19 protein-coding genes are annotated in these 18,599 nt (G+C 73.3%); 18 read left to right on the plus strand and 1 reads right to left on the minus strand.

Going from position 1 to position 18,599, the window contains the following annotated elements:
• Positions 1-195 precede the first annotated feature (195 nt).
• From thrS to CPE01_RS02510, 8 genes are all read left to right on the plus strand, one after another.
• Positions 196-2,211, plus strand: a complete 2,016-nt coding sequence (thrS, locus tag CPE01_RS02475) for a threonine--tRNA ligase (RefSeq protein WP_146805063.1) — start codon at positions 196-198, stop codon at positions 2,209-2,211.
• Between the two features lie 45 nt (positions 2,212-2,256).
• Positions 2,257-2,820 carry an HIT family protein gene (locus CPE01_RS02480; protein WP_246783707.1) on the plus strand — a complete coding sequence of 188 codons (564 nt, stop codon included), beginning with the start codon at positions 2,257-2,259 and terminating at the stop codon, positions 2,818-2,820.
• Between the two features lie 7 nt (positions 2,821-2,827).
• Positions 2,828-3,505: a phosphatidylinositol phosphate synthase gene (gene pgsA, locus CPE01_RS02485; RefSeq protein WP_146805064.1), complete on the plus strand. Its 678-nt coding sequence runs from the start codon at positions 2,828-2,830 to the stop codon at positions 3,503-3,505.
• A complete protein-coding gene (locus tag CPE01_RS02490) occupies positions 3,502-4,503 on the plus strand; it encodes a phosphatidylinositol mannoside acyltransferase (protein ID WP_146805065.1) in 1,002 nt (333 codons plus the stop codon). The genes pgsA and CPE01_RS02490 overlap by 4 nt, the downstream gene beginning before the upstream one ends.
• Positions 4,504-4,523: 20 nt before the next feature.
• Complete coding sequence (locus CPE01_RS02495) at positions 4,524-5,726, plus strand: glycosyltransferase family 4 protein (RefSeq protein ID WP_186811391.1); 1,203 nt, start codon at positions 4,524-4,526, stop codon at positions 5,724-5,726.
• Positions 5,723-6,382 carry a hypothetical protein gene (locus CPE01_RS02500; protein WP_146805067.1) on the plus strand — a complete coding sequence of 220 codons (660 nt, stop codon included), beginning with the start codon at positions 5,723-5,725 and terminating at the stop codon, positions 6,380-6,382. The genes CPE01_RS02495 and CPE01_RS02500 overlap by 4 nt, the downstream gene beginning before the upstream one ends.
• Before the next feature lie 256 nt (positions 6,383-6,638).
• Entirely contained in the window at positions 6,639-7,565 is a 927-nt protein-coding gene (pdxS, locus tag CPE01_RS02505) for a pyridoxal 5'-phosphate synthase lyase subunit PdxS (protein WP_146805068.1), read from the plus strand.
• Positions 7,562-8,284, plus strand: coding sequence for an NUDIX hydrolase (locus tag CPE01_RS02510; RefSeq protein ID WP_307723667.1), 723 nt, complete (start codon positions 7,562-7,564; stop codon positions 8,282-8,284). Before pdxS ends, CPE01_RS02510 begins: the two co-directional genes overlap by 4 nt.
• 79 nt (positions 8,285-8,363) lie before the next feature.
• Here the strand turns inward: CPE01_RS02510 and CPE01_RS02515 are convergent, their stop codons facing one another.
• Entirely contained in the window at positions 8,364-8,891 is a 528-nt protein-coding gene (locus CPE01_RS02515; RefSeq protein ID WP_146805069.1) for a DUF937 domain-containing protein, read from the minus strand.
• A 173-nt stretch (positions 8,892-9,064) separates the two neighbouring features.
• On the opposite strand from CPE01_RS02515, the gene CPE01_RS02520 reads away from it, so the two are divergent.
• The 10 genes from CPE01_RS02520 (at position 9,065) to CPE01_RS02565 (ending at position 18,593) form a co-directional block, all read left to right on the plus strand.
• Positions 9,065-10,249 (plus strand): pyridoxal phosphate-dependent aminotransferase, encoded by a 1,185-nt coding sequence (locus CPE01_RS02520; protein ID WP_146805070.1) that lies wholly within the window; start codon positions 9,065-9,067, stop codon positions 10,247-10,249.
• A gap of 82 nt (positions 10,250-10,331) precedes the next feature.
• Positions 10,332-10,937: a pyridoxal 5'-phosphate synthase glutaminase subunit PdxT gene (gene pdxT, locus CPE01_RS02525; RefSeq protein WP_146805071.1), complete on the plus strand. Its 606-nt coding sequence runs from the start codon at positions 10,332-10,334 to the stop codon at positions 10,935-10,937.
• 7 nt (positions 10,938-10,944) lie between these two features.
• On the plus strand, positions 10,945-11,700 hold the full coding sequence (locus tag CPE01_RS02530; protein WP_146805072.1) for a YebC/PmpR family DNA-binding transcriptional regulator: 756 nt from the start codon (positions 10,945-10,947) through the stop codon (positions 11,698-11,700).
• A gap of 198 nt (positions 11,701-11,898) precedes the next feature.
• Positions 11,899-12,459 (plus strand): crossover junction endodeoxyribonuclease RuvC, encoded by a 561-nt coding sequence (gene ruvC / locus CPE01_RS02535; protein WP_146805073.1) that lies wholly within the window; start codon positions 11,899-11,901, stop codon positions 12,457-12,459.
• A 102-nt stretch (positions 12,460-12,561) separates the two neighbouring features.
• Positions 12,562-13,188 carry a Holliday junction branch migration protein RuvA gene (ruvA, locus tag CPE01_RS02540; protein WP_146805074.1) on the plus strand — a complete coding sequence of 209 codons (627 nt, stop codon included), beginning with the start codon at positions 12,562-12,564 and terminating at the stop codon, positions 13,186-13,188.
• A gap of 34 nt (positions 13,189-13,222) precedes the next feature.
• Positions 13,223-14,257 carry a Holliday junction branch migration DNA helicase RuvB gene (gene ruvB, locus CPE01_RS02545; RefSeq protein WP_146805258.1) on the plus strand — a complete coding sequence of 345 codons (1,035 nt, stop codon included), beginning with the start codon at positions 13,223-13,225 and terminating at the stop codon, positions 14,255-14,257.
• 133 nt (positions 14,258-14,390) lie between these two features.
• Positions 14,391-14,855 (plus strand): preprotein translocase subunit YajC, encoded by a 465-nt coding sequence (yajC, locus tag CPE01_RS02550; protein WP_246783687.1) that lies wholly within the window; start codon positions 14,391-14,393, stop codon positions 14,853-14,855.
• Between the two features lie 134 nt (positions 14,856-14,989).
• On the plus strand, positions 14,990-16,933 hold the full coding sequence (gene secD, locus CPE01_RS02555; RefSeq protein ID WP_371861970.1) for a protein translocase subunit SecD: 1,944 nt from the start codon (positions 14,990-14,992) through the stop codon (positions 16,931-16,933).
• Positions 16,933-18,027 carry a protein translocase subunit SecF gene (secF, locus tag CPE01_RS02560; protein WP_146805076.1) on the plus strand — a complete coding sequence of 365 codons (1,095 nt, stop codon included), beginning with the start codon at positions 16,933-16,935 and terminating at the stop codon, positions 18,025-18,027. The genes secD and secF overlap by 1 nt, the downstream gene beginning before the upstream one ends.
• A complete protein-coding gene (locus tag CPE01_RS02565) occupies positions 18,024-18,593 on the plus strand; it encodes an adenine phosphoribosyltransferase (protein WP_146805077.1) in 570 nt (189 codons plus the stop codon). The genes secF and CPE01_RS02565 overlap by 4 nt, the downstream gene beginning before the upstream one ends.
• Positions 18,594-18,599: the final 6 nt, after the last annotated feature.

Here is an 18,599-nt window from a genome sequence, read left to right on the forward strand (position 1 = left end):
GCGTCCCGGGTGCGTGCGGTCCGCGTCCGCGGCGCGACCCGGCAGGCCGGGAGAGGTGCGAGCCCGGCCCCGGCGCGCCGGTTATCCGCACGAGCGGGGCGACCTGCGCGGGTAGCATCGACGGGTCCCGCCACCCGGCCGGACACCACGTCGCGCGGGTGATCCGCGCGAGCACCCGAGGAAGGCCCCCGCCCCGTGCCTGAGCTGATCGCCCTCACCGTCGACGGAACCGCGACCACGGTGCAGGCCGGCACGACGGGCACCGACCTGTTCGGCGACCGCAAGGACGTCGTCGTCGTCCGTGTCGACGGAGAGCTGCGTGACCTGGCCCTGCCGCTGCCCGACGACGCGAAGGTCGTCGAGCCGGTCAGCGTGCACGAGCCGGACGGGCTCGCGGTGCTGCGGCACAGCGCGGCGCACGTGCTCGCGCAGGCGGTGCAGGAGGTCAACCCGACCGCGAAGCTCGGCATCGGCCCGCCGATCACCGACGGCTTCTACTACGACTTCGACGTCGCGACCCCGTTCACGCCCGAGGACCTGCGCCAGCTCGAGAAGGTCATGTCGCGCATCGTCAAGGAGGGGCAGACCTTCCGGCGCTGGGACGTGACCGAGGAGCAGGCGCGCGAGGTGCTCGCGGCCGAGCCGTACAAGCTCGAGCTCATCGGCCTCAAGGGCGAGCCGGGCGCGGCCGACGGCGCGGACGTCGAGGTCGGCCTCGGCGGGCTGTCGATCTACCAGAACGTGCGTGGCGCCGGCCGCGAGAGCGAGACCGTCGTCTGGCAGGACCTGTGCCGCGGCCCGCACCTGCCGTCCACCAGGCTCATCGGCAACGGGTTCCAGCTGACCCGGTCGGCCGCTGCGTACTGGCGCGGCAGCGAGAAGAACCCTCAGCTGCAGCGCGTGTACGGCACCGCGTGGCCCAGCAAGGACGAGCTCAAGGCGTACCTCGAGCGGATCGCCGAGGCCGAGCGGCGCGACCACCGCAAGCTCGGCAACGAGCTCGACCTGTTCTCGTTCCCCGAGGAGATCGGCTCGGGCCTGGCGGTGTTCCACCCCAAGGGCGGGATCATCCGCATGGAGATGGAGGAGTACTCGCGCCGCCGGCACGTGCAGGCCGGGTACTCCTTCGTGAACTCTCCGCACATCACCAAGGAGCAGCTCTTCCAGATCTCCGGGCACCTGGACTGGTACGCCGACGGCATGTACCCGCCCATGCAGCTCGACGAGGAGCGCGACGCCGCGGGCAACGTCAAGCGGCAGGGGCAGAACTACTACCTCAAGCCCATGAACTGCCCGATGCACAACCTCATCTTCGCCGCGCGCGGCCGCTCGTACCGCGAGCTCCCGCTGCGCCTGTTCGAGTTCGGGACCGTCTACCGGTACGAGAAGTCCGGCGTCGTGCACGGCATGACCCGGGCCCGCGGCTTCACGCAGGACGACGCGCACATCTACTGCACCCGTGAGCAGATGCGCGACGAGCTGACCAGCCTGCTGACGTTCGTGCTCGACCTGCTCAAGGACTACGGGCTGGACGACTTCTACCTCGAGCTGTCGACCCGCAACCCCGAGAAGTCGGTCGGGTCCGACGAGGTGTGGGAGGAGGCCACCGAGACCTTGCGGGAGGTCGCCGAGGCGTCCGGCCTCGACCTGGTCCCGGACCCGGGCGGTGCCGCGTTCTACGGACCGAAGATCTCGGTGCAGGCCAAGGACGCCATCGGCCGGACCTGGCAGATGTCGACCATCCAGCTCGACTTCAACCTGCCCGAGCGGTTCGAGCTCGAGTACACCGCGCCCGACGGCACGCGCCAGCGCCCGGTGATGATCCACCGCGCGCTGTTCGGGTCGATCGAGCGGTTCTTCGCGGTGCTGACCGAGCACTACGCCGGCGCGTTCCCCGCGTGGCTGGCGCCCGTGCAGGTGCTCGCGGTGCCCGTCGCCGAGCCGTTCGAGGGCTACCTCGAGGACGTCGTCGGGCAGCTGCGCGGCCACGGCATCCGTGCCGAGGTCGACCGGTCCGACGACCGCTTCGGCAAGAAGATCCGCAACGCGAGCACGCAGAAGATCCCGTTCGTGCTCATCGCCGGTGGTGAGGACGTCGAGGCGGGCGCGGTGTCGTTCCGGTACCGCGACGGACGGCAGGAGAACGGTGTCCCGGTGGCCGAGGCGGTCGAGCGGATCGTCGCGGCCGTCCGCGACCACGCCCAGGTCTGAGCCGTGGCTGCCGACCGTGGCGGACCGCGGCGACCGGACACCGGCGTGAGCGGCCCCGAGCTTGTGGACGCCGCCGGGCTGGCCGGTGAGCCCGACGGCTTCCAGCGGCTGTGGACGCCGCACCGCATGGCCTACATCGGCGGGGAGAACAAGCCCGTCGACGACGCCGCGGGGCCGGGCTGCCCGTTCTGCCGCATCCCGACGCTGCCGGACGACGAGGGCCTCGTCGTTGCGCGCGGCTCGCTGGCGTTCGTCGTGCTCAACCTCTACCCGTACAACCCGGGTCACCTCCTGGTGTGCCCGTACCGGCACGTCGCGGACTACACGGACCTGACCGACGACGAGGTCGTCGAGGTGGCCGCGCTGACACAGACCGCGATGCGCGTGGCGCGCGACGTGATGAGCCCCAGCGGGTTCAACCTCGGCATGAACCAGGGCGACGTCGCGGGCGCCGGGATCGCGGCGCACCTGCACCAGCACGTCGTGCCGCGGTGGGACGGCGACGCGAACTTCCTGCCGGTGATCGGTCGCAGCCGCGCGCTGCCGGAGCTCCTCTCCGACACGCGCGCACGGCTCGCGGCCGCCTGGCCCCGACCCACCGAGGGATGATCGACCCGTGCTGAACCGTCTTCGTGGCGCGATGACCCGCATCTTCACGCCGGTCGCCGACGCGCTCCTGCGGCTCGGGGTCTCGCCCGACGCCGTGACGATCACCGGGACGGTCGTCGTCGTGGTCGCCGCCCTGTGGGCCTTCCCGACAGGCCACCTGCTCGCCGGGACGCTCGTCATCACGGTGTTCGTGCTGACCGACTCGCTCGACGGCGTCATGGCGCGTCGCGCGGGCCGGTCCGGGCCGTGGGGCGCGTTCCTGGACTCGACGCTCGACCGGTTCGGCGACGCCGCGATCTTCGGCGGTCTCGTGCTCTGGTTCTTCGGTGATGGGGACGACCGACTCACCGCGACGCTCGCGCTGGCGTGCCTGATCCTGGGCTCGGTCGTCCCGTACGCGCGGGCGCGTGCCGAAGGTCTCGGCATGACCGCGTCGGGCGGCATCGCGGAGCGCGCCGACCGCCTGCTGCTCGTCCTGACCGCGACGGCGTTCGTCGGTTTCGGTCTGCCCGTCGTCGTGCTGACGGTGGTGCTGGCGCTGCTCGCGCTCGCATCCGCGATCACGGTCGTGCAGCGCATGGCCATGGTCCGCCGGCAGGCCCGAGCCCTCGTGGCCGCTGACGGGACGACGGGTCCGGCCGCGCCGGACGCCCGACCCGGCGGCGCGGAGGGCACGGTCGCATGAGGATCGACGTCGGGGCGCTCTACGCGTTCGCGTGGCGCCAGGCTCCGCGCCTGCCCGGAGCGGTGCTGCGCGGTGCCGCAAACCTGGGCGCGGACGTCGCGTGGCTGCGACGAGGCGGTGGCGTACGCCGGCTCGAGGCGAACCTCGCGCGGGTCCGGCCGGACCTCAGCCGGGCGCAGGTGCGGCGGCTGTCGCGCGCCGGCATGCGGTCGTACCTGCGCTACTTCGGCGAGGCGTTCGCGCTCAGTGGTGCGAGCCGGGAGCAGATCGACGCCCGCGTGCGCGCGGTCGGGCTCGACCGCGTCGTGGAGCACACGCGCGAGGGCCGCGCGGTCGTGCTCGCGCTCGGGCACCTCGGCAACTGGGACCTGGCGGGCGCGTGGGCCACGCGCGCGGTCGCGCCCGTCACGACGGTCGCGGAGCGACTCGAGCCGCCCGAGGTGTTCGACGAGTTCCTGCGGTTCCGCGAGAGCATCGGCCTGCGCATCCTCGCGCTCGGCGACGGCGACGTGTTCCGCCAGCTCGTGCGCGGCGTGCGCACCGGCGGCGCGGGGCTCTTCCCGCTGCTCGCCGACCGCGACCTGACCCACAGCGGGGTGGAGGTCGACCTGTTCGGCCGCCGTGCGCGCGTCGCCGCGGGGCCCGCTGCGCTGTCGCTCGCGACCGGGGCGCCGCTCCTGACGACTCTCATCACGTACGAGCGGCTGCACGGCGAGCGGCGTCGACGTGCGCGCTCGCCGTGGGGGATCGTCATCTCGTTCGTGCCCGTCGCGCCGGTGGGCGACGACGTCCCGCGCGCCGACCGCGTCAGGGTGCTGACCCAGGCCTGGGTCGACGCGCTGGCGGCGGGGATCGCGGACTCGCCGCAGGACTGGCACATGCTGCAGCGCGTCTTCGTCGAGGACCTCGACCCGGTGCGCTACGCCGCGACGCGCGCCCGTGCGGGCGAGACGGACGCGCAGAGCGCGGCCGACGAGGCGGGGACGGTGCGACCGTGACCGCGGCCGCGAACCGCCCGCTGCGCGTCGGGATCGTCTGCCCGTACTCGTTCGACGTACCCGGTGGCGTCCAGTTCCACGTGCGCGACCTGGCCGAGGCCCTGCTCGCGCGCGGGCACGAGGTCGAGGTGCTCGCGCCGGCCGACGACGAGACGCCCGTGCCCGACTACCTCACGGCAGCGGGCCGCGCGGTGCCGGTCCGGTACAACGGCTCGGTCGCGCGCCTGACGTTCGGCCCCGTGACCGCGGCCCGCACGCGCAAGTGGCTCGAGCAGGGCCGGTTCGACGTGCTGCACCTGCACGAGCCGGTGACCCCGAGCCTGTCCATGCTCGCGCTGTGGATCGCGGACGGCCCCGTCGTCGCGACGTTCCACACGTCGACGGTGCGCTCGCGGTCGCTGCAGGTCGCGTTCCCGCTCGTGCGCCAGTCGCTCGAGAAGATCTCCGCGCGCATCGCCGTGTCCGAGGACGCGCGCCGCACGCTCGTCGACCACCTCGGCGGGGACGCCGTGGTGATCCCGAACGGTGTCTACGTCGACGCGTTCGAGCGGGCGCAGGCCGACGAGCGCTGGACCGGGACGCCGGACGCGCCGACGATCGCGTTCCTCGGGCGGCTCGACGAGCCGCGCAAGGGCCTCGGCGTGCTGCTGCGGGCGGTGGCCGAGGTGCTCGCGCACCGGCCGGGTGCGCGCTTCCTGGTCGCGGGGCGCGGGGACACGGGTGAGGAGCAGGCGCGCGAGGTCCTCGGGGACCAGGCCGGTGCGGTCGAGTTCCTGGGCGGCATCTCGGACGAGGACAAGGCGCGCCTGCTGGCGTCGGTCGACGTGTACGTCGCACCGCAGACGGGCGGCGAGAGCTTCGGCATCGTGCTCGTCGAGGCGATGAGCGCGGGCGCGGCCGTGGTGGCGAGCGACCTCGGTGCATTCTCGCGCGTGCTCGACGACGGCGCCGCGGGCGTCCTGTTCCGGACGGGCGACTCCGACGACCTGGCCCGCACCCTGGTGCGTGTGCTGGACGACGCCGACCTGCGCGAGCAGGTCGCGGCCCGCGCGTCCGCGGTCGTGCGCCGCTACGACTGGTCCGCGGTCACCGACCAGGTGCTCGCGGTGTACGAGATGGCCGTGGCGGGTCGCGACGCGCCCGTGGGCGAGGACCCGTCCTCGCTGCGCGGCGCCCGGATCCTCGAGCTGCGGCGCGGCCGCGAGAGCCGAGGTGACCGATGACGTGGTCCGAGATCGCGGTCGTCGTGGTCGTGGTGCTCGCGCTGCTCGTGTGGTCCGTGTGGGTCGCCGCATCGCGGCTCGACCGGCTGCACCGGAAGGTCGGCGCGTCCCGCAGCGTCGTCGAGGCGCAGCTCGTGCGGCGCGCGACCGCGGCGGCGGCGCTCGCGACCTCGGGGCTGCTCGACCCCGTGTCGTCGGTGCTCGTGGGCGAGGCCGCCTGGGCGGCGCTCGGTGCGGAGGGCACCACGGGGCGCTCGGACGGCCCGCCCGAGCTGCTCGCGCTGCTGCTGTCCGACCCGCGCGGCAGCGGGGACCGTGCGCTGTCCGCGCCTGCACCCACGGGTGACGAGGAGGAGCGAGGCCAGGTCGAGAGCGAGCTGAGCTCGACGCTGCGCGAGGTGCTCGGCGAGCCGGACGAGGTCGCGACCGTGCGCGCCGAGCCGGGCGGCGCCGAGCTGCTCGACGCGCTGAGCTCGGCCTGGTACCGCGCCGAGATCGCGCGCCGCTTCCACAACGAGGCCGTCCTGCAGACCCAGCGGGTCCGCCGCGGCCGGTTCGTGCGGCTGCTGCGGCTCGCCGGGCACGCACCGGAGCCCCGCACGCTCGAGCTCGATGACGCGTGGCCCGCCGCGCTGCCCCGCCCCGGGGTCGGCTGACCGACGAACGCAGGCGGCCCCCCGGCGCGCGGCGTCGCGGCGCGCCGGACCCGACGCGCCGCGCGCAGGCGCGGCGGCGAGGGGTGCCGCGGCATGAGACGTTCGCACGGTTCGACCCCGCGCACGCACTACGATGGCCGGGTTCGGCCCGCCGTGGAGCCGTGTCGGCTCGCCCGGCGGTCCGCCGTCCGGAGGAGTCGCGAAGGCCCCGGACCGCACACCACCAGTGACCGCACCTTCTCCTGCGAGGCATGACGTGACCAGCGACAACAGCCAGCCCACCCCGACGAGCGACGCAGCCGGCGTCATCGGCACGGCGCGCGTGAAGCGCGGCATGGCGGAGATGCTCAAGGGCGGCGTCATCATGGACGTCGTCACCGCCGAGCAGGCGAAGATCGCCGAGGACGCCGGGGCGGTCGCGGTGATGGCGCTCGAGCGCGTCCCCGCGGACATCCGCGCGCAGGGCGGCGTCGCGCGCATGAGCGACCCGGACCTGATCGACGGCATCATCGACGCCGTCTCGATCCCGGTCATGGCCAAGGCACGCATCGGCCACTTCGTCGAGGCGCAGGTGCTGCAGAGCCTGGGCGTCGACTACGTCGACGAGTCCGAGGTCCTCACGCCGGCCGACTACGCGCACCACATCGACAAGTGGGCCTTCACGGTTCCCTTCGTCTGCGGTGCGACCAACCTGGGCGAGGCGCTGCGCCGCATCACCGAGGGCGCCGCGATGATCCGTTCGAAGGGCGAGGCCGGCACGGGCGACGTCTCGAACGCGACCACGCACATGCGCACGCTGCGCGACGAGATCCGCCGCCTCACGTCGCTGCCCGAGGACGAGCTGTTCCTCGCGGCCAAGGAGCTGCAGGCGCCGTACGAGCTCGTCAAGGAGGTCGCCACCGCCGGCAAGCTCCCGGTCGTGCTCTTCACCGCAGGAGGCATCGCGACGCCCGCCGACGCGGCGATGATGATGCAGCTCGGCGCCGAGGGCGTGTTCGTCGGCTCGGGCATCTTCAAGTCCGGCAACCCGGCCGAGCGCGCCGCGGCGATCGTCAAGGCGACGACGTTCTACGACGACCCGGACGTCATCGCGAAGGTCTCGCGCGGGCTGGGCGAGGCCATGGTCGGCATCAACGTCGACGACGTGCCGGTCCCGCACCGCCTGGCCGAGCGGGGCTGGTGACCGCAGAGCAGTCGACGAAGGCCGCGGGCGACGACGAGCCCGCGGCCTTCGTCGTGCCCGCCGTGCGTCCGGTCCGCGAGCACCCGCACCCCGAGCACCCGGATCCCGCGCACCCGGACCCCGGGCAGCCGGCCTCCGAGCACCCGGAGCCCGGGCTGCCGGACCCCGAGCACGGGGGCCCCGTGCACCCGCTGGGACCGGAGTGGACGCGCGGGGCCGACGGGCTGCTCTTCCGACGCGCGGCGCGCGTGATCCTGCTCGACGAGGCCGATCGCGTGCTCCTCATCCGGGGGCACGACGCGGACCAGCCCGAGCGGTCGTGGTGGTTCACGATCGGCGGCGGCATCGACGCGGGGGAGACGCCGCTCGACGCCGCCCGGCGCGAGGTACGCGAGGAGTCGGGCATCGACCTGGCCGCGCACGAGGTCCACGGCCCCGTCTTCACGCGGTCGGCGATCTTCGACTTCTTCTTCGAGCACTGCCGCCAGGACGAGGAGATCTTCCTCGCACGCGTGCCGTCGTCGTCGTTCGTCGGCGAGGACCGTTCCGGCTGGACGGCGCTCGAGCAGGACGTCATCGACGAGCTGCGGTGGTGGACGCTCGACGACCTTGCGGCCGTCGACATCGAGGTCTTCCCGGAGGGCCTGGCGACACTCGTCGGCAGCCTGCTCCCGCAGTGGGACGGCACGACGAGGCACCTGGGTCTCGCCCGCGAGTGAGGCGCGGGTCCCCGGTCGTGTGACCAGGGGTGCGGGACCGGCGCGGCGCTGCCGGAGGACCGTGGGTGACGTGCCGACCTCAGCGGCGGCCGAACCCGCCGAGGATCGAGCCCAGGATGTCCTGCAGCCCGCCCCCCGACGTGGGCGCGGACGTCGCCGTCCCCGTGCCGCCGCCCTGCATCTTCTTGGCCAGGTAGGCCATGACGATCGGCGCGAGCATCGGCAGCAGGCGTCCGACGAGCCCGCCGCCCGAGCTGCCGAGCGACGCGGCGGACGTCCCGCCGAGTCGGGCGCCGAGGTCGGAGTCGACCCGCTCGGCCACCTGGTCGGTCCCGCCGCCGAAGATGTGGCCGAGGATCTTGGCGCCGTCGTCGAGGTCCAGGCCGCCCAGGTCGACGCCGCCGTCGAGCAGGGACGGCGGGTGCTGCTCGAGGGCGCCCGCCAGCGAGGCTGCACCGTCGGGGCTCGCGGCGTTCGACTGCAGCCCGCCGACGAGCGCGGGCAGCGCGCTGCGTACCGCGGCCTCGGCGGTGGCCTCGTCGACACCGAGCCGGGCCGCCAGCGAGGGCAGGGGGATCTGGGTCAGGATCTCGTCGATGTCGCTCATCGTCGGGCCTCTCGAGGTGCCCGCCGGCTGCGGGCGGTTCGTCTCGGAGACTAGCCCCGGGATCTCGGTGCGGCGCGTCGGAGGGACGCGCGGACGCACGCCGGTGCGCGCTGCCCGGGACGGGCGTACTGGTCAGTAACCTGCCTGTGACCTGCGGCGGCTACGGTCGAGGGATGCCGATCGCATCCCACGCCTCGCCCGCGCGCGCCATCCCGCGCAGCGGCATCCGCACGCTCATGGAGCTCGCTCTCGAGGACCCCGGCGCCCTGCACCTCGAGATCGGCGAGCCCGATGCCGTGCTGCCGGAGCACGTCGTCGACGCGGTCGCCCGGGCCGCCGCCCGTGGCGCGACGGGCTACTCGTCGAGCCTCGGCCTCGCCGAGCTCCGGGAGGCGGGCGCGGCGCGCGTCGCGAAGCGCTCGGGGGTCCACGTCGATCCAGGCGCGGTCGCGGTGACGCACGGGGCCATGAGCGGGCTGGCGATGGCGATGTCCGGCCTGCTCGGTCCCGGCGACGAGATCCTGCTGCCGGACCCGACGTTCCCGAACTGGGCGATGGCCGCGCACGCGTGCGGCGCGGTCCCGACGACCTACCTGGCCCGCGCGGCGAACGGCTTCGTGCCGCTCGTCGAGGACGTCGAGGCCGCCATCACGCCGCGCACGCGCGCGATCGTCGTGTGCTCGCCCAACAACCCGACCGGCGCCGTCTACCCCGCGGCGACGGTCGAGGCGCTCGTCGAGCTCGCGCGGCGCCACGACCTGTGGCTGCTGTCCGACGAGTGCTATGAGGCGATCACGTTCGGGGCGCCGCACGTGAGCCCCGCTGCGTACGACACCGACGGGCGCGTGCTCGTCTTCCACTCGATGTCCAAGACGTACGCCATGACCGGGTGGCGCGTGGGCCTGACCGTGCTGCCGCACCCGGAGCTCGTCGAGCTCGTCGGCCAGATCGCGGAGGCGACCGTCTCGTGCCCGTCGACGGTCGGGCAGCACGCAGCGCTCGCCGCGCTCACCGGGTCGCAGGAGTGGGTGCACGAGGCCGTCGAGTCCTACTGGGACCGTCGCGACGCGGCGATCGAGCTCCTGAGCTCGCGTGGTCTGCGGTTCTCCGAGCCCGAGGGTGCCTTCTACCTCATGGTCGACGTCGGCACGGCGGACACCGAGGGCTTCGCGCGGCGGCTGCTCGAGCGTCGGCACGTCGCGGTCGCCCCGGGCTCGACGTTCGGTGGCGGCGCGGACCGCATGGTGCGCGTCAGCCTCGCGGCGGCCCGGCCCGTGCTGCTCGACGGGCTGTCCCGGCTGGCCGACGAGGTGCGCTCGGTCGCGGGGAGCGGCGGCCGCGCCGCTGCCGCCCGCTGAGCAGGGGACGGGCGGGCGATGCGCACGTGGTGAGCACGGGCGGACGCGCGGAGCACCAGCCGAGTCGACCTAGGATCGCTGGGTGACTGCGACCGTCGGTGTCCTGGCCCTGCAGGGGGACGTGCGCGAGCACGCGCGTGCCCTCGAGACCGAGGGAGCACGCGCCGTGCCGGTGCGCCGCGTGTCCGAGCTGGACGCGGTGGACGCGCTCGTCATCCCCGGGGGCGAGTCGACCACCATCGACAAGCTCCTGCGCGCGTTCGACCTGTACGAGCCCGTCCGGGACCGGCTGCGCGCCGGCATGCCGGCGTACGGCTCGTGCGCGGGCATGATCCTGCTCGCCGACCGCGTCCTGGGCGGCATCGAGGGTCAGCAGACCCTCGGCGGCATCGACATCACGGTGCGCCGGAATGCGTTCGGGCGCCAGGTCGACTCGTTCGAGACCGACCTGTCGATCGACGGCATCGACGACGGCCCGCTGCACGCCGTGTTCATCCGCGCACCGTGGGTCGAGGAGGTCGGCCCGGCCGCGACGGTGGTCGGGCGCGTCGAAGGTGGCCCGGCCGCCGGTAGGATCGTCGCGGTCCGCCAGGGGCCGCTGTTGGTGACCTCGTTCCATCCGGAGGTCACGGGTGACACCCGGGTGCACCGTCTCTTCGTCCAGATCGTCCGCGACAGCCAGGGGTAACGAGCGCATGTCGGGTCACTCCAAGTGGGCCACCACCAAGCACAAGAAGGCCGTGATCGACGCGAAGCGAGGCAAGCTCTTCGCCAAGCTCGTCAAGAACATCGAGGTGGCCGCCCGCACGGGCGGCGGTGACCCTGCGGGTAACCCCACGCTCTTCGACGCGATCCAGAAGGCCAAGAAGTCGTCGGTCCCCAACGACAACATCGACCGCGCGCTCAAGCGCGGCTCGGGGCAGGAGGCCGGGGGAGCCGACTACCAGACGATCATGTACGAGGGCTACGGCCCCGGCGGGATCGCGGTGCTCGTCGAGTGCCTCACCGACAACCGGAACCGCGCGGCCTCCGACGTGCGCGTGGCGTTCACGCGCAACGGCGGCCAGATGGCCGACCCGGGTTCGGTCTCCTACCTGTTCAGCCGCAAGGGCGTCGTGATCGTCCCCAAGGAGGGCACCGACGAGGAGGCCGTGATGGAGGCGGTCCTCGAGGCGGGCGGCGAGGAGGTCACCGACCTCGGCGACCAGTTCGAGGTGCTGAGCGAGGCGACCGACCTGGTGCCCGTCCGCACGGCGCTGCAGGAGGCGGGCATCGAGTACGACTCCGCCGACGTGGTGTTCTGGCCGTCGACGCAGATCGAGGTCGACGCCGAGGGCGCGCGCAAGATCCTGCGTCTGATCGACGCGCTCGAGGACTCCGACGACGTGCAGAACGTCTACGCGAACTTCGACGCGTCCGACGAGGTCATGGCCGAGCTCGAGAACGACTGACGGACCGGCCTGCGACCGACGTCGCGACGAGGGGCGCACCACCACTGCCGGTGGTGCGCCCCTCGCGCGTCCGGTCGCTCGGTCCGGTCCCTCGGGTCGCTCCCCTCAGGTCGCTCCCTCGGGTCGCGCCGCTGTGAGGAGCGCCGCACCCGGCGTTGCGCCCTCCGCGGCGGCGCGGACGGGTGCGACGATGCCCGCGTGCGAGTTCTCGGCGTGGACCCCGGCCTGACCCGGTGCGGCCTCGGGGTCGTGGACGGGCTGCCGGGGCGGCGCGTCCGGCTCGTGCACGTCGGCGTCGCCACGTCGTCGGCCGACCTGGACGTCGACCAGCGGCTCCTGCTCATCGAGCGTCGCCTCGAGGAGTGGCTCGAGGAGCACGCGCCCGACACGGTCGCGGTCGAGCGGGTCTTCGCGCAGCACAACGTGCGCACGGTCATGGGCACGGCCCAGGTGGCCGGCCTCGCGATGGTGGCCGCGGCTCGTCGTCGGATCCCGGTGGCGCTGCACACGCCGTCGGAGGTCAAGGCGGCCGTCACCGGCAACGGACGCGCGGACAAGGCCCAGGTCCAGACGATGGTCGCGCGCCTGCTCCAGCTCGACGAGCTGCCGCGGCCGGCCGACGCGGCGGACGCGCTCGCGCTCGCGATCTGCCACCTGTGGCGCCCGGCGGGCGCGCTCGGTGCTCCGCAGCGGCCCGCGGCCGCCATGACCGCGGCGCAGCGGGCCTGGGCCGCCGCCGAGCAGGCCGCCCGCCGCTGAGCCGACGAGAGGGCGTGTCGTTCGTACAGATGTTCGTGCGTGTGGGACAGTGACGGGTCGAACGGTGGAGGTGCTCGCGGAGGTGGCAGTCGAGGTGGACCGGTGATCGCGTCCGTGCGGGGGACGGTCCTCGCGGTGAGGCTCGACTCGGCGGTGGTCGAGGTGGGCGGGGTCGGCATGCTGGTGCACGCGACGCCCGCGACCCTCGCCCAGCTGCGGCACGGGCAGGAGGCGGTGCTGCACACGTCGCTCGTCGTGCGGGAGGACTCGCTGACGCTGTTCGGCTTCGCGGACGACGACGAGCGCGAGGCCTTCGAGGTCGTGCAGACCGTCAGCGGGGTCGGGCCCCGGCTCGCGCTCGCGATGCTCGCGGTGCACACCCCCGACGGCCTGCGCCGGGCGGTCGCCGACGAGGACCTCAAGGCGCTCGAGCGCGTCCCGGGCATCGGGCGCAAGGGCGCCCAGCGCATCGTCCTCGAGCTCAAGGACCGGCTCGGTGCGCCGTCGCCCGTGGCCCCCGCGGGGGGCGGGGGCGCGCCGCCCGAGGTGGCCGCGAGCGACCGCCGGCAGCAGGTGGTCGACGCGCTCGTGGGTCTGGGCTGGAACCCCAGGGTCGCCGACGAGGCCGTGGCGAACGTGCTCGCGGACACCGAGGGCGCGCTCGCGGCCGACGACGTCCCGGCGGTCCTGCGGGCGGCGCTGCGCGGGCTCGGCGGCGCGCGTGGCTGAGCACGCGGCTCGCGGCGAGGGCGACGACGAGCTCGTGACCGAGCGGTTCCCCGCGGACTCGCTCGTGCGCTCGGGTGCGGACGACGTCGAGCGCGCCGCCGAGGCGGCGCTGCGCCCGCGGCGCATGGCGGAGTTCGTCGGGCAGCGCGTGGTGCGTGAGCAGCTCTCGCTCGTGCTGCAGGCGGCGCGCGGCCGTGGCCGCGCCCCTGACCACGTGCTGCTCTCCGGCCCGCCGGGCCTGGGCAAGACGACGCTCGCGATGATCATCGCCGCCGAGCTCGGCGCGTCGCTGCGCGTCACGAGCGGGCCGGCGATCCAGCACGCGGGGGACCTTGCCGCGGTGCTGTCCTCGCTCGAGGAGGGCGAGGTGCTGTTCCTCGACGAGATCCACCGCATCGCGCGGCCGGCCGAGGAGCTGCTGTACGTCGCGATGGAGGACTTCCGCGTCGACGTCATGGTCGGCAAGGGGGCCGGGGCGTCCGCGATCCCGCTCGCGCTGCCCCCGTTCACGGTCGTGGGCGCGACGACGCGCGCGGGCCTGCTGCCCGCCCCGCTGCGGGACCGCTTCGGGTTCACCGGGCACCTCGACTTCTACGCGACCGACGAGCTCGAGCAGGTGCTGCTGCGCTCGGCCGGCCTGCTCGGCGTCCCGCTGGCCGGCGCGGCGGCGCGCGAGATCGCCTCGCGCTCGCGCGGCACGCCGCGCATCGCCAACCGGCTCCTGCGCCGCGTGCGCGACTGGGCGGAGGTGCGTGGTGACGGCACGCTGAGCCTGGCCGCGGCACGCGCTGCGCTCGAGGTGTACGAGGTCGACCAGCGCGGGCTGGACCGCCTGGACCGCGCGGTGCTCGAGGCGCTGTGCCAGCGGTTCGGCGGGGGACCGGTGGGTCTGACGACGCTCGCGGTGGCCGTCGGCGAGGAGCCCGAGACGGTCGAGACGGTGGCGGAGCCGTTCCTCGTGCGCGAGGGCCTGATCGGCCGCACGCCGCGCGGGCGGGTCGCGCTGCCGGCGACCTGGGAGCACCTCGGGCTGACCGTTCCGCGGGACCCGGGGACCCTGTTCGGCTGACGGTGTCATGGCGGGTACACGATCTGTGGCAGGCTCCGGGCCGTGCGGGAACCTTCGCACCCGGATGTGCGTTGGAGCGACGGGCCGCTGCGCCTAGACTGCCCCGGACACGATCGACCCTAAGGACTCTGCTGTGACACAGCTCAGCGTCGCGCTCGCGGCGAACAGCGCCACCACCACGACCGGTGGTGGCGGCGGCTACTCGATGTACCTGATCCTGATCCTCGCCGTGGTGGCGTTCTGGTTCATGTCGCGCCGCACGCGCAAGCAGCAGCGGGCGCAGCAGGAGTTCCGCAACACGCTCGAGGCCGGGGACGAGGTCATGACCGCCTCCGGCATGATCGGCACCGTCGTCGAGATCGAGGACGACGCCATCACGCTCGAGTCGGAGCCGGGCGGCGGCCGGACGCGCTGGGTGCGCGCCGCGATCGCCAAGAAGATCGAGCCGCCGGTGGTCGACGAGGACGAGGTGGACGACGTCGACGACGACGCCGACCTGTCCGACGAGGACCTCACCGAGGACGACGTGATCGACGTCCCGGACGACCTGTCGTCGCTGCCGCCCACCCGGGGGGACGACGAGACCGACCGGAAGTAGCCCACGCGGCCCGCCGAGTCGTTCGGCGGGCCATGACCCCACCGGTCACCTCCGACCGGTGCGCGCACGAGAGAAGAACTCCGTTGGCCCCACCCACACGCCGCCGCCGGCCGGTTCGCACCCTGATCACGCTGGTGGTCATCGTCGTGCTGCCCTTCCTGGCGGTCTTCATCGGTACGAAGACGTCCGACGCGACCTGGACCCCCAAGCTGGCCCTCGACCTCGAGGGCGGGACGCAGGTCATCCTGACCCCGGTCTCGACCGACGGTCGTGAGCCGACGTCGGAGGACATCAGCCAGGCGATCAACGTGATCCGTCAGCGGGTCGACGGATCGGGCGTGTCCGAGGCCGAGATCAGCAGCCAGGGCGGCAACAACATCGTCGTCGCCATCCCGGGCAAGGCGTCCGAGGAGACGATCGAGACGATCAGCCGGTCGTCGCACATGGAGTTCCGCCCGGTCCTCGTGCAGGACTACGCGTTCTCGGCGCCGACCGAGGAGCCGACCGCCGACCCGAGCGCCGACGCCACGGGTGCGCCCACGGCCGAGCCCACCGCGGACGCGACCGCGTCGGCCGGGGACGAGACGGCCACGCCGACGCCGACCGAGTCGGCCGACACGACCGCGGACGCGACCGACGACGCGAGCGCGCCGGCGACGCCGCCCGCGGACGACGCCACGACGGAGCCGACGCAGGAGCCGACGGCTGCGGCCGAGCGCCCGAGCGAGCCCGCGTCGGCGAGCGACGTCGCCTACTGGGTCACGGACGACCTGCGCGCCGAGTTCGACGCGCTCGACTGCACCGACCCGGCGAACCTCGGCGGCAGCATCGCGGGCACGCCCGACGCCGCGTTCATCAGCTGCGGTGTCGACGGGGACGGCAACAGCGACGGTCTGAAGTACATCCTCGGTCCCGTCGAGATCGACGGGAAGGAGATCGACTCGGCCTCGTCGGGTCTCGAGGTCCTGCCGAGCGGTGCGATGGGCAACCGCTGGGTCGTGAACATGGAGTTCACGTCCAAGGGCGCCGACCAGTTCACCGACGTCACGACCCGTCTGGCCACCCAGAGCGAGCCCCTCAACCAGTTCGCGATGGTGCTCGACGGCCTCGTCATCTCGGCGCCGAGCGTGAGCCAGGCGATCCCGAACGGCAGGGCCGAGATCTCGGGCAGCTTCAACCAGACGTCGGCCGCGCAGCTCGCGAACCGCCTGAACTTCGGTTCGCTCCCGCTCGACTTCACGGTCCAGAGCGAGCAGCAGATCTCGGCCACGCTCGGCACCGAGCAGCTCGAGAAGGGTCTGCTCGCGGGCGTCATCGGCCTGCTGCTCGTCGTGCTGTACTCGATGCTCCAGTACCGCACGCTGGGCCTCGTCACGGTCGCGTCGCTCGCGATCGCGGCTGTCCTCACGTACGGCGTGATCACGATGCTGTCGTGGACGCAGGGGTACCGGCTGTCGCTGCCGGGTGTCGCGGGTCTGATCGTCGCGATCGGCATCACCGCGGACTCGTTCATCGTCTACTTCGAGCGCATCCGTGACGAGCTGCGCGAGGGCCGGGCGCTCGGCGCCGCGGTCGAGCGCGGCTGGGCGCGTGCCCGCCGCACGATCCTGGCGTCCGACGCGGTCAACCTCATCGCGGCCGTGGTGCTGTACTTCCTGGCGGTCGGCGGGGTGCGCGGCTTCGCGTTCACGCTCGGCCTGACGACGATCATCGACGTCATCGTCGTGTTCCTCTTCACCCACCCGCTCATGGAGGTCCTGTCGAAGACGAAGTTCTTCAGCGAGGGCCACCCCGCCTCAGGTCTCGACCCGCGGCGCCTGGGCGTCACCGGGCCGCGCTACGTGGGTCGCGGCAGGGTCGTGACAGGTCTGCGCACGGACGTGGAGCAGGGCGACACGGCGGCCACCGCCGACGTGCGCACGCCCGCGACGGTCGGTGCACGCAAGGACGGTCTGACCATCGCCGAGCGTCGGGCGGCGCAGCGCGCCGCGGCGCAGGGCGGGCCTGCGGAGGCCACCACCTCCGACGTCAAGGACGACACGGCCGGCGACGCGTCGGTCGAGGGGAGCGAGCGCTGATGGCCGCCGGATTCGCCCAGTGGGGCAACGACCTGTACACCGGTCGTCGCTCGTACGACATCGTCGGACACCGACGCATCTTCTACATCGCCTCGTCGATCCTCGTCCTGATCTCGGCCGTGCTGCTGATCAAGCCGGGCCTCAACCCCGGGATCGAGTTCCGGGGTGGCTCGGAGTTCGTCGTCTCCGGCATCGAGGGCGACCGCGACCAGCAGCTCGCGATCGACACGGTCAAGTCGGTCGCGTCCGACGCGTCGCCCGAGGTCACGAACCTCGGCAGCGACTCGCTGCGCATCCAGGTCGGTGAGCTCACGGACAAGGAGGTCAACGAGGTCGGCGACGCCCTGCAGGCCGCGTTCGACGTGACCGAGGACGAGATCACGACGCAGTTCGTCGGACCGACCTGGGGCCAGGACGTCTCGCGCAAGGCGATCACCGGCATCCTCGTGTTCCTCGTGTTCGTCACGGTCGTCATGACGATCTACTTCCGCAACTGGCGCATGGCGCTGGCGGCACTGATCGCGCTCTTCCACGACCTGATCATCACGGTCGGCCTGTACGCGGGCATCGGCTGGGAGGTCACGCCGGCGACGGTGATCGGCTTCCTGACGATCCTCGGGTACTCGATCTACGACACGGTCGTCGTGTTCGACAAGGTGCGCGAGAACACGGCCGACACGCTCGACCAGAGCCGGTTCACCTACGCCGAGAAGGCGAACCTCGCGGTCAACCAGACGCTCGTGCGCTCGATCAACACCTCGGTCGTCGCCTTGCTGCCCGTCTCCGCGATCCTGTTCGTCGGGGCGTTCGTGCTGGGCGCGGGAACCCTGCGGGACATCGCCCTCGCGCTGTTCGTGGGCATGCTCATCGGTGCGTACTCCTCGATCTTCCTCGCGACGCCGCTCGAGGTGACGCTGCGGGAGCGTGAGCCGCGCATCAAGGCGCACACCGCCAAGGTCCTCGCGGCCCGCGCGGGAGCCGACGCGGGTGAGGGCGCGGAGCGCGTGGCCCTGGTGCACGCGGCCGGTCAGCTGCGCCCCGGCACCCACCTCGGCCAGGCGGCGCAGCCGAAGCGGCGCAAGCCGTCGCGATGAGCGGCGCCGCCCCGGGCCCGACCGCGCAGGACCCGGCGCGCGACGAGGTCGTGCGCCGGGTCCACTCGCTCGTCCGGCTGGTCCCGGACTACCCCCAGCCGGGCGTCCTGTTCCGGGACATCACGCCGCTGCTCGCCGACGCGAGTGCGTTCGCGGACGTGGTGACCACGATGGCCGCCCCCGTGCCCGGGCCCGTCGACCTGGTCGCGGGCATGGAGGCGCGCGGCTTCCTGCTGGCCGCCCCCATCGCGACGGCGCTCGGTGCCGGGCTCGTGCCGGTGCGCAAGGCCGGCAAGCTGCCGGGCCCGATCGCGTCCGAGGCGTACTCGCTCGAGTACGGCGAGGCGGCGATCGAGATCCAGCCGTTCACCATCCCGGCCGGCGCGCGCGTGCTCGTCGTGGACGACGTGCTCGCGACCGGAGGGACGGCGGCGGCGACGGTGCGGCTGCTGCGCTCGTGCGGTGCCGAGGTCGTGGGGCTCTCGTTCCTGGTCGAGCTCGCGGGGCTCGACGGCCGTCAGCACCTGGACGGCCTGCACATCGACTCCGTGGTGACCGTCGACTGACCCGTC

The organism is Cellulomonas persica, assembly GCF_007989825.1.
GTDB lineage: Bacteria > Actinomycetota > Actinomycetes > Actinomycetales > Cellulomonadaceae > Cellulomonas > Cellulomonas persica.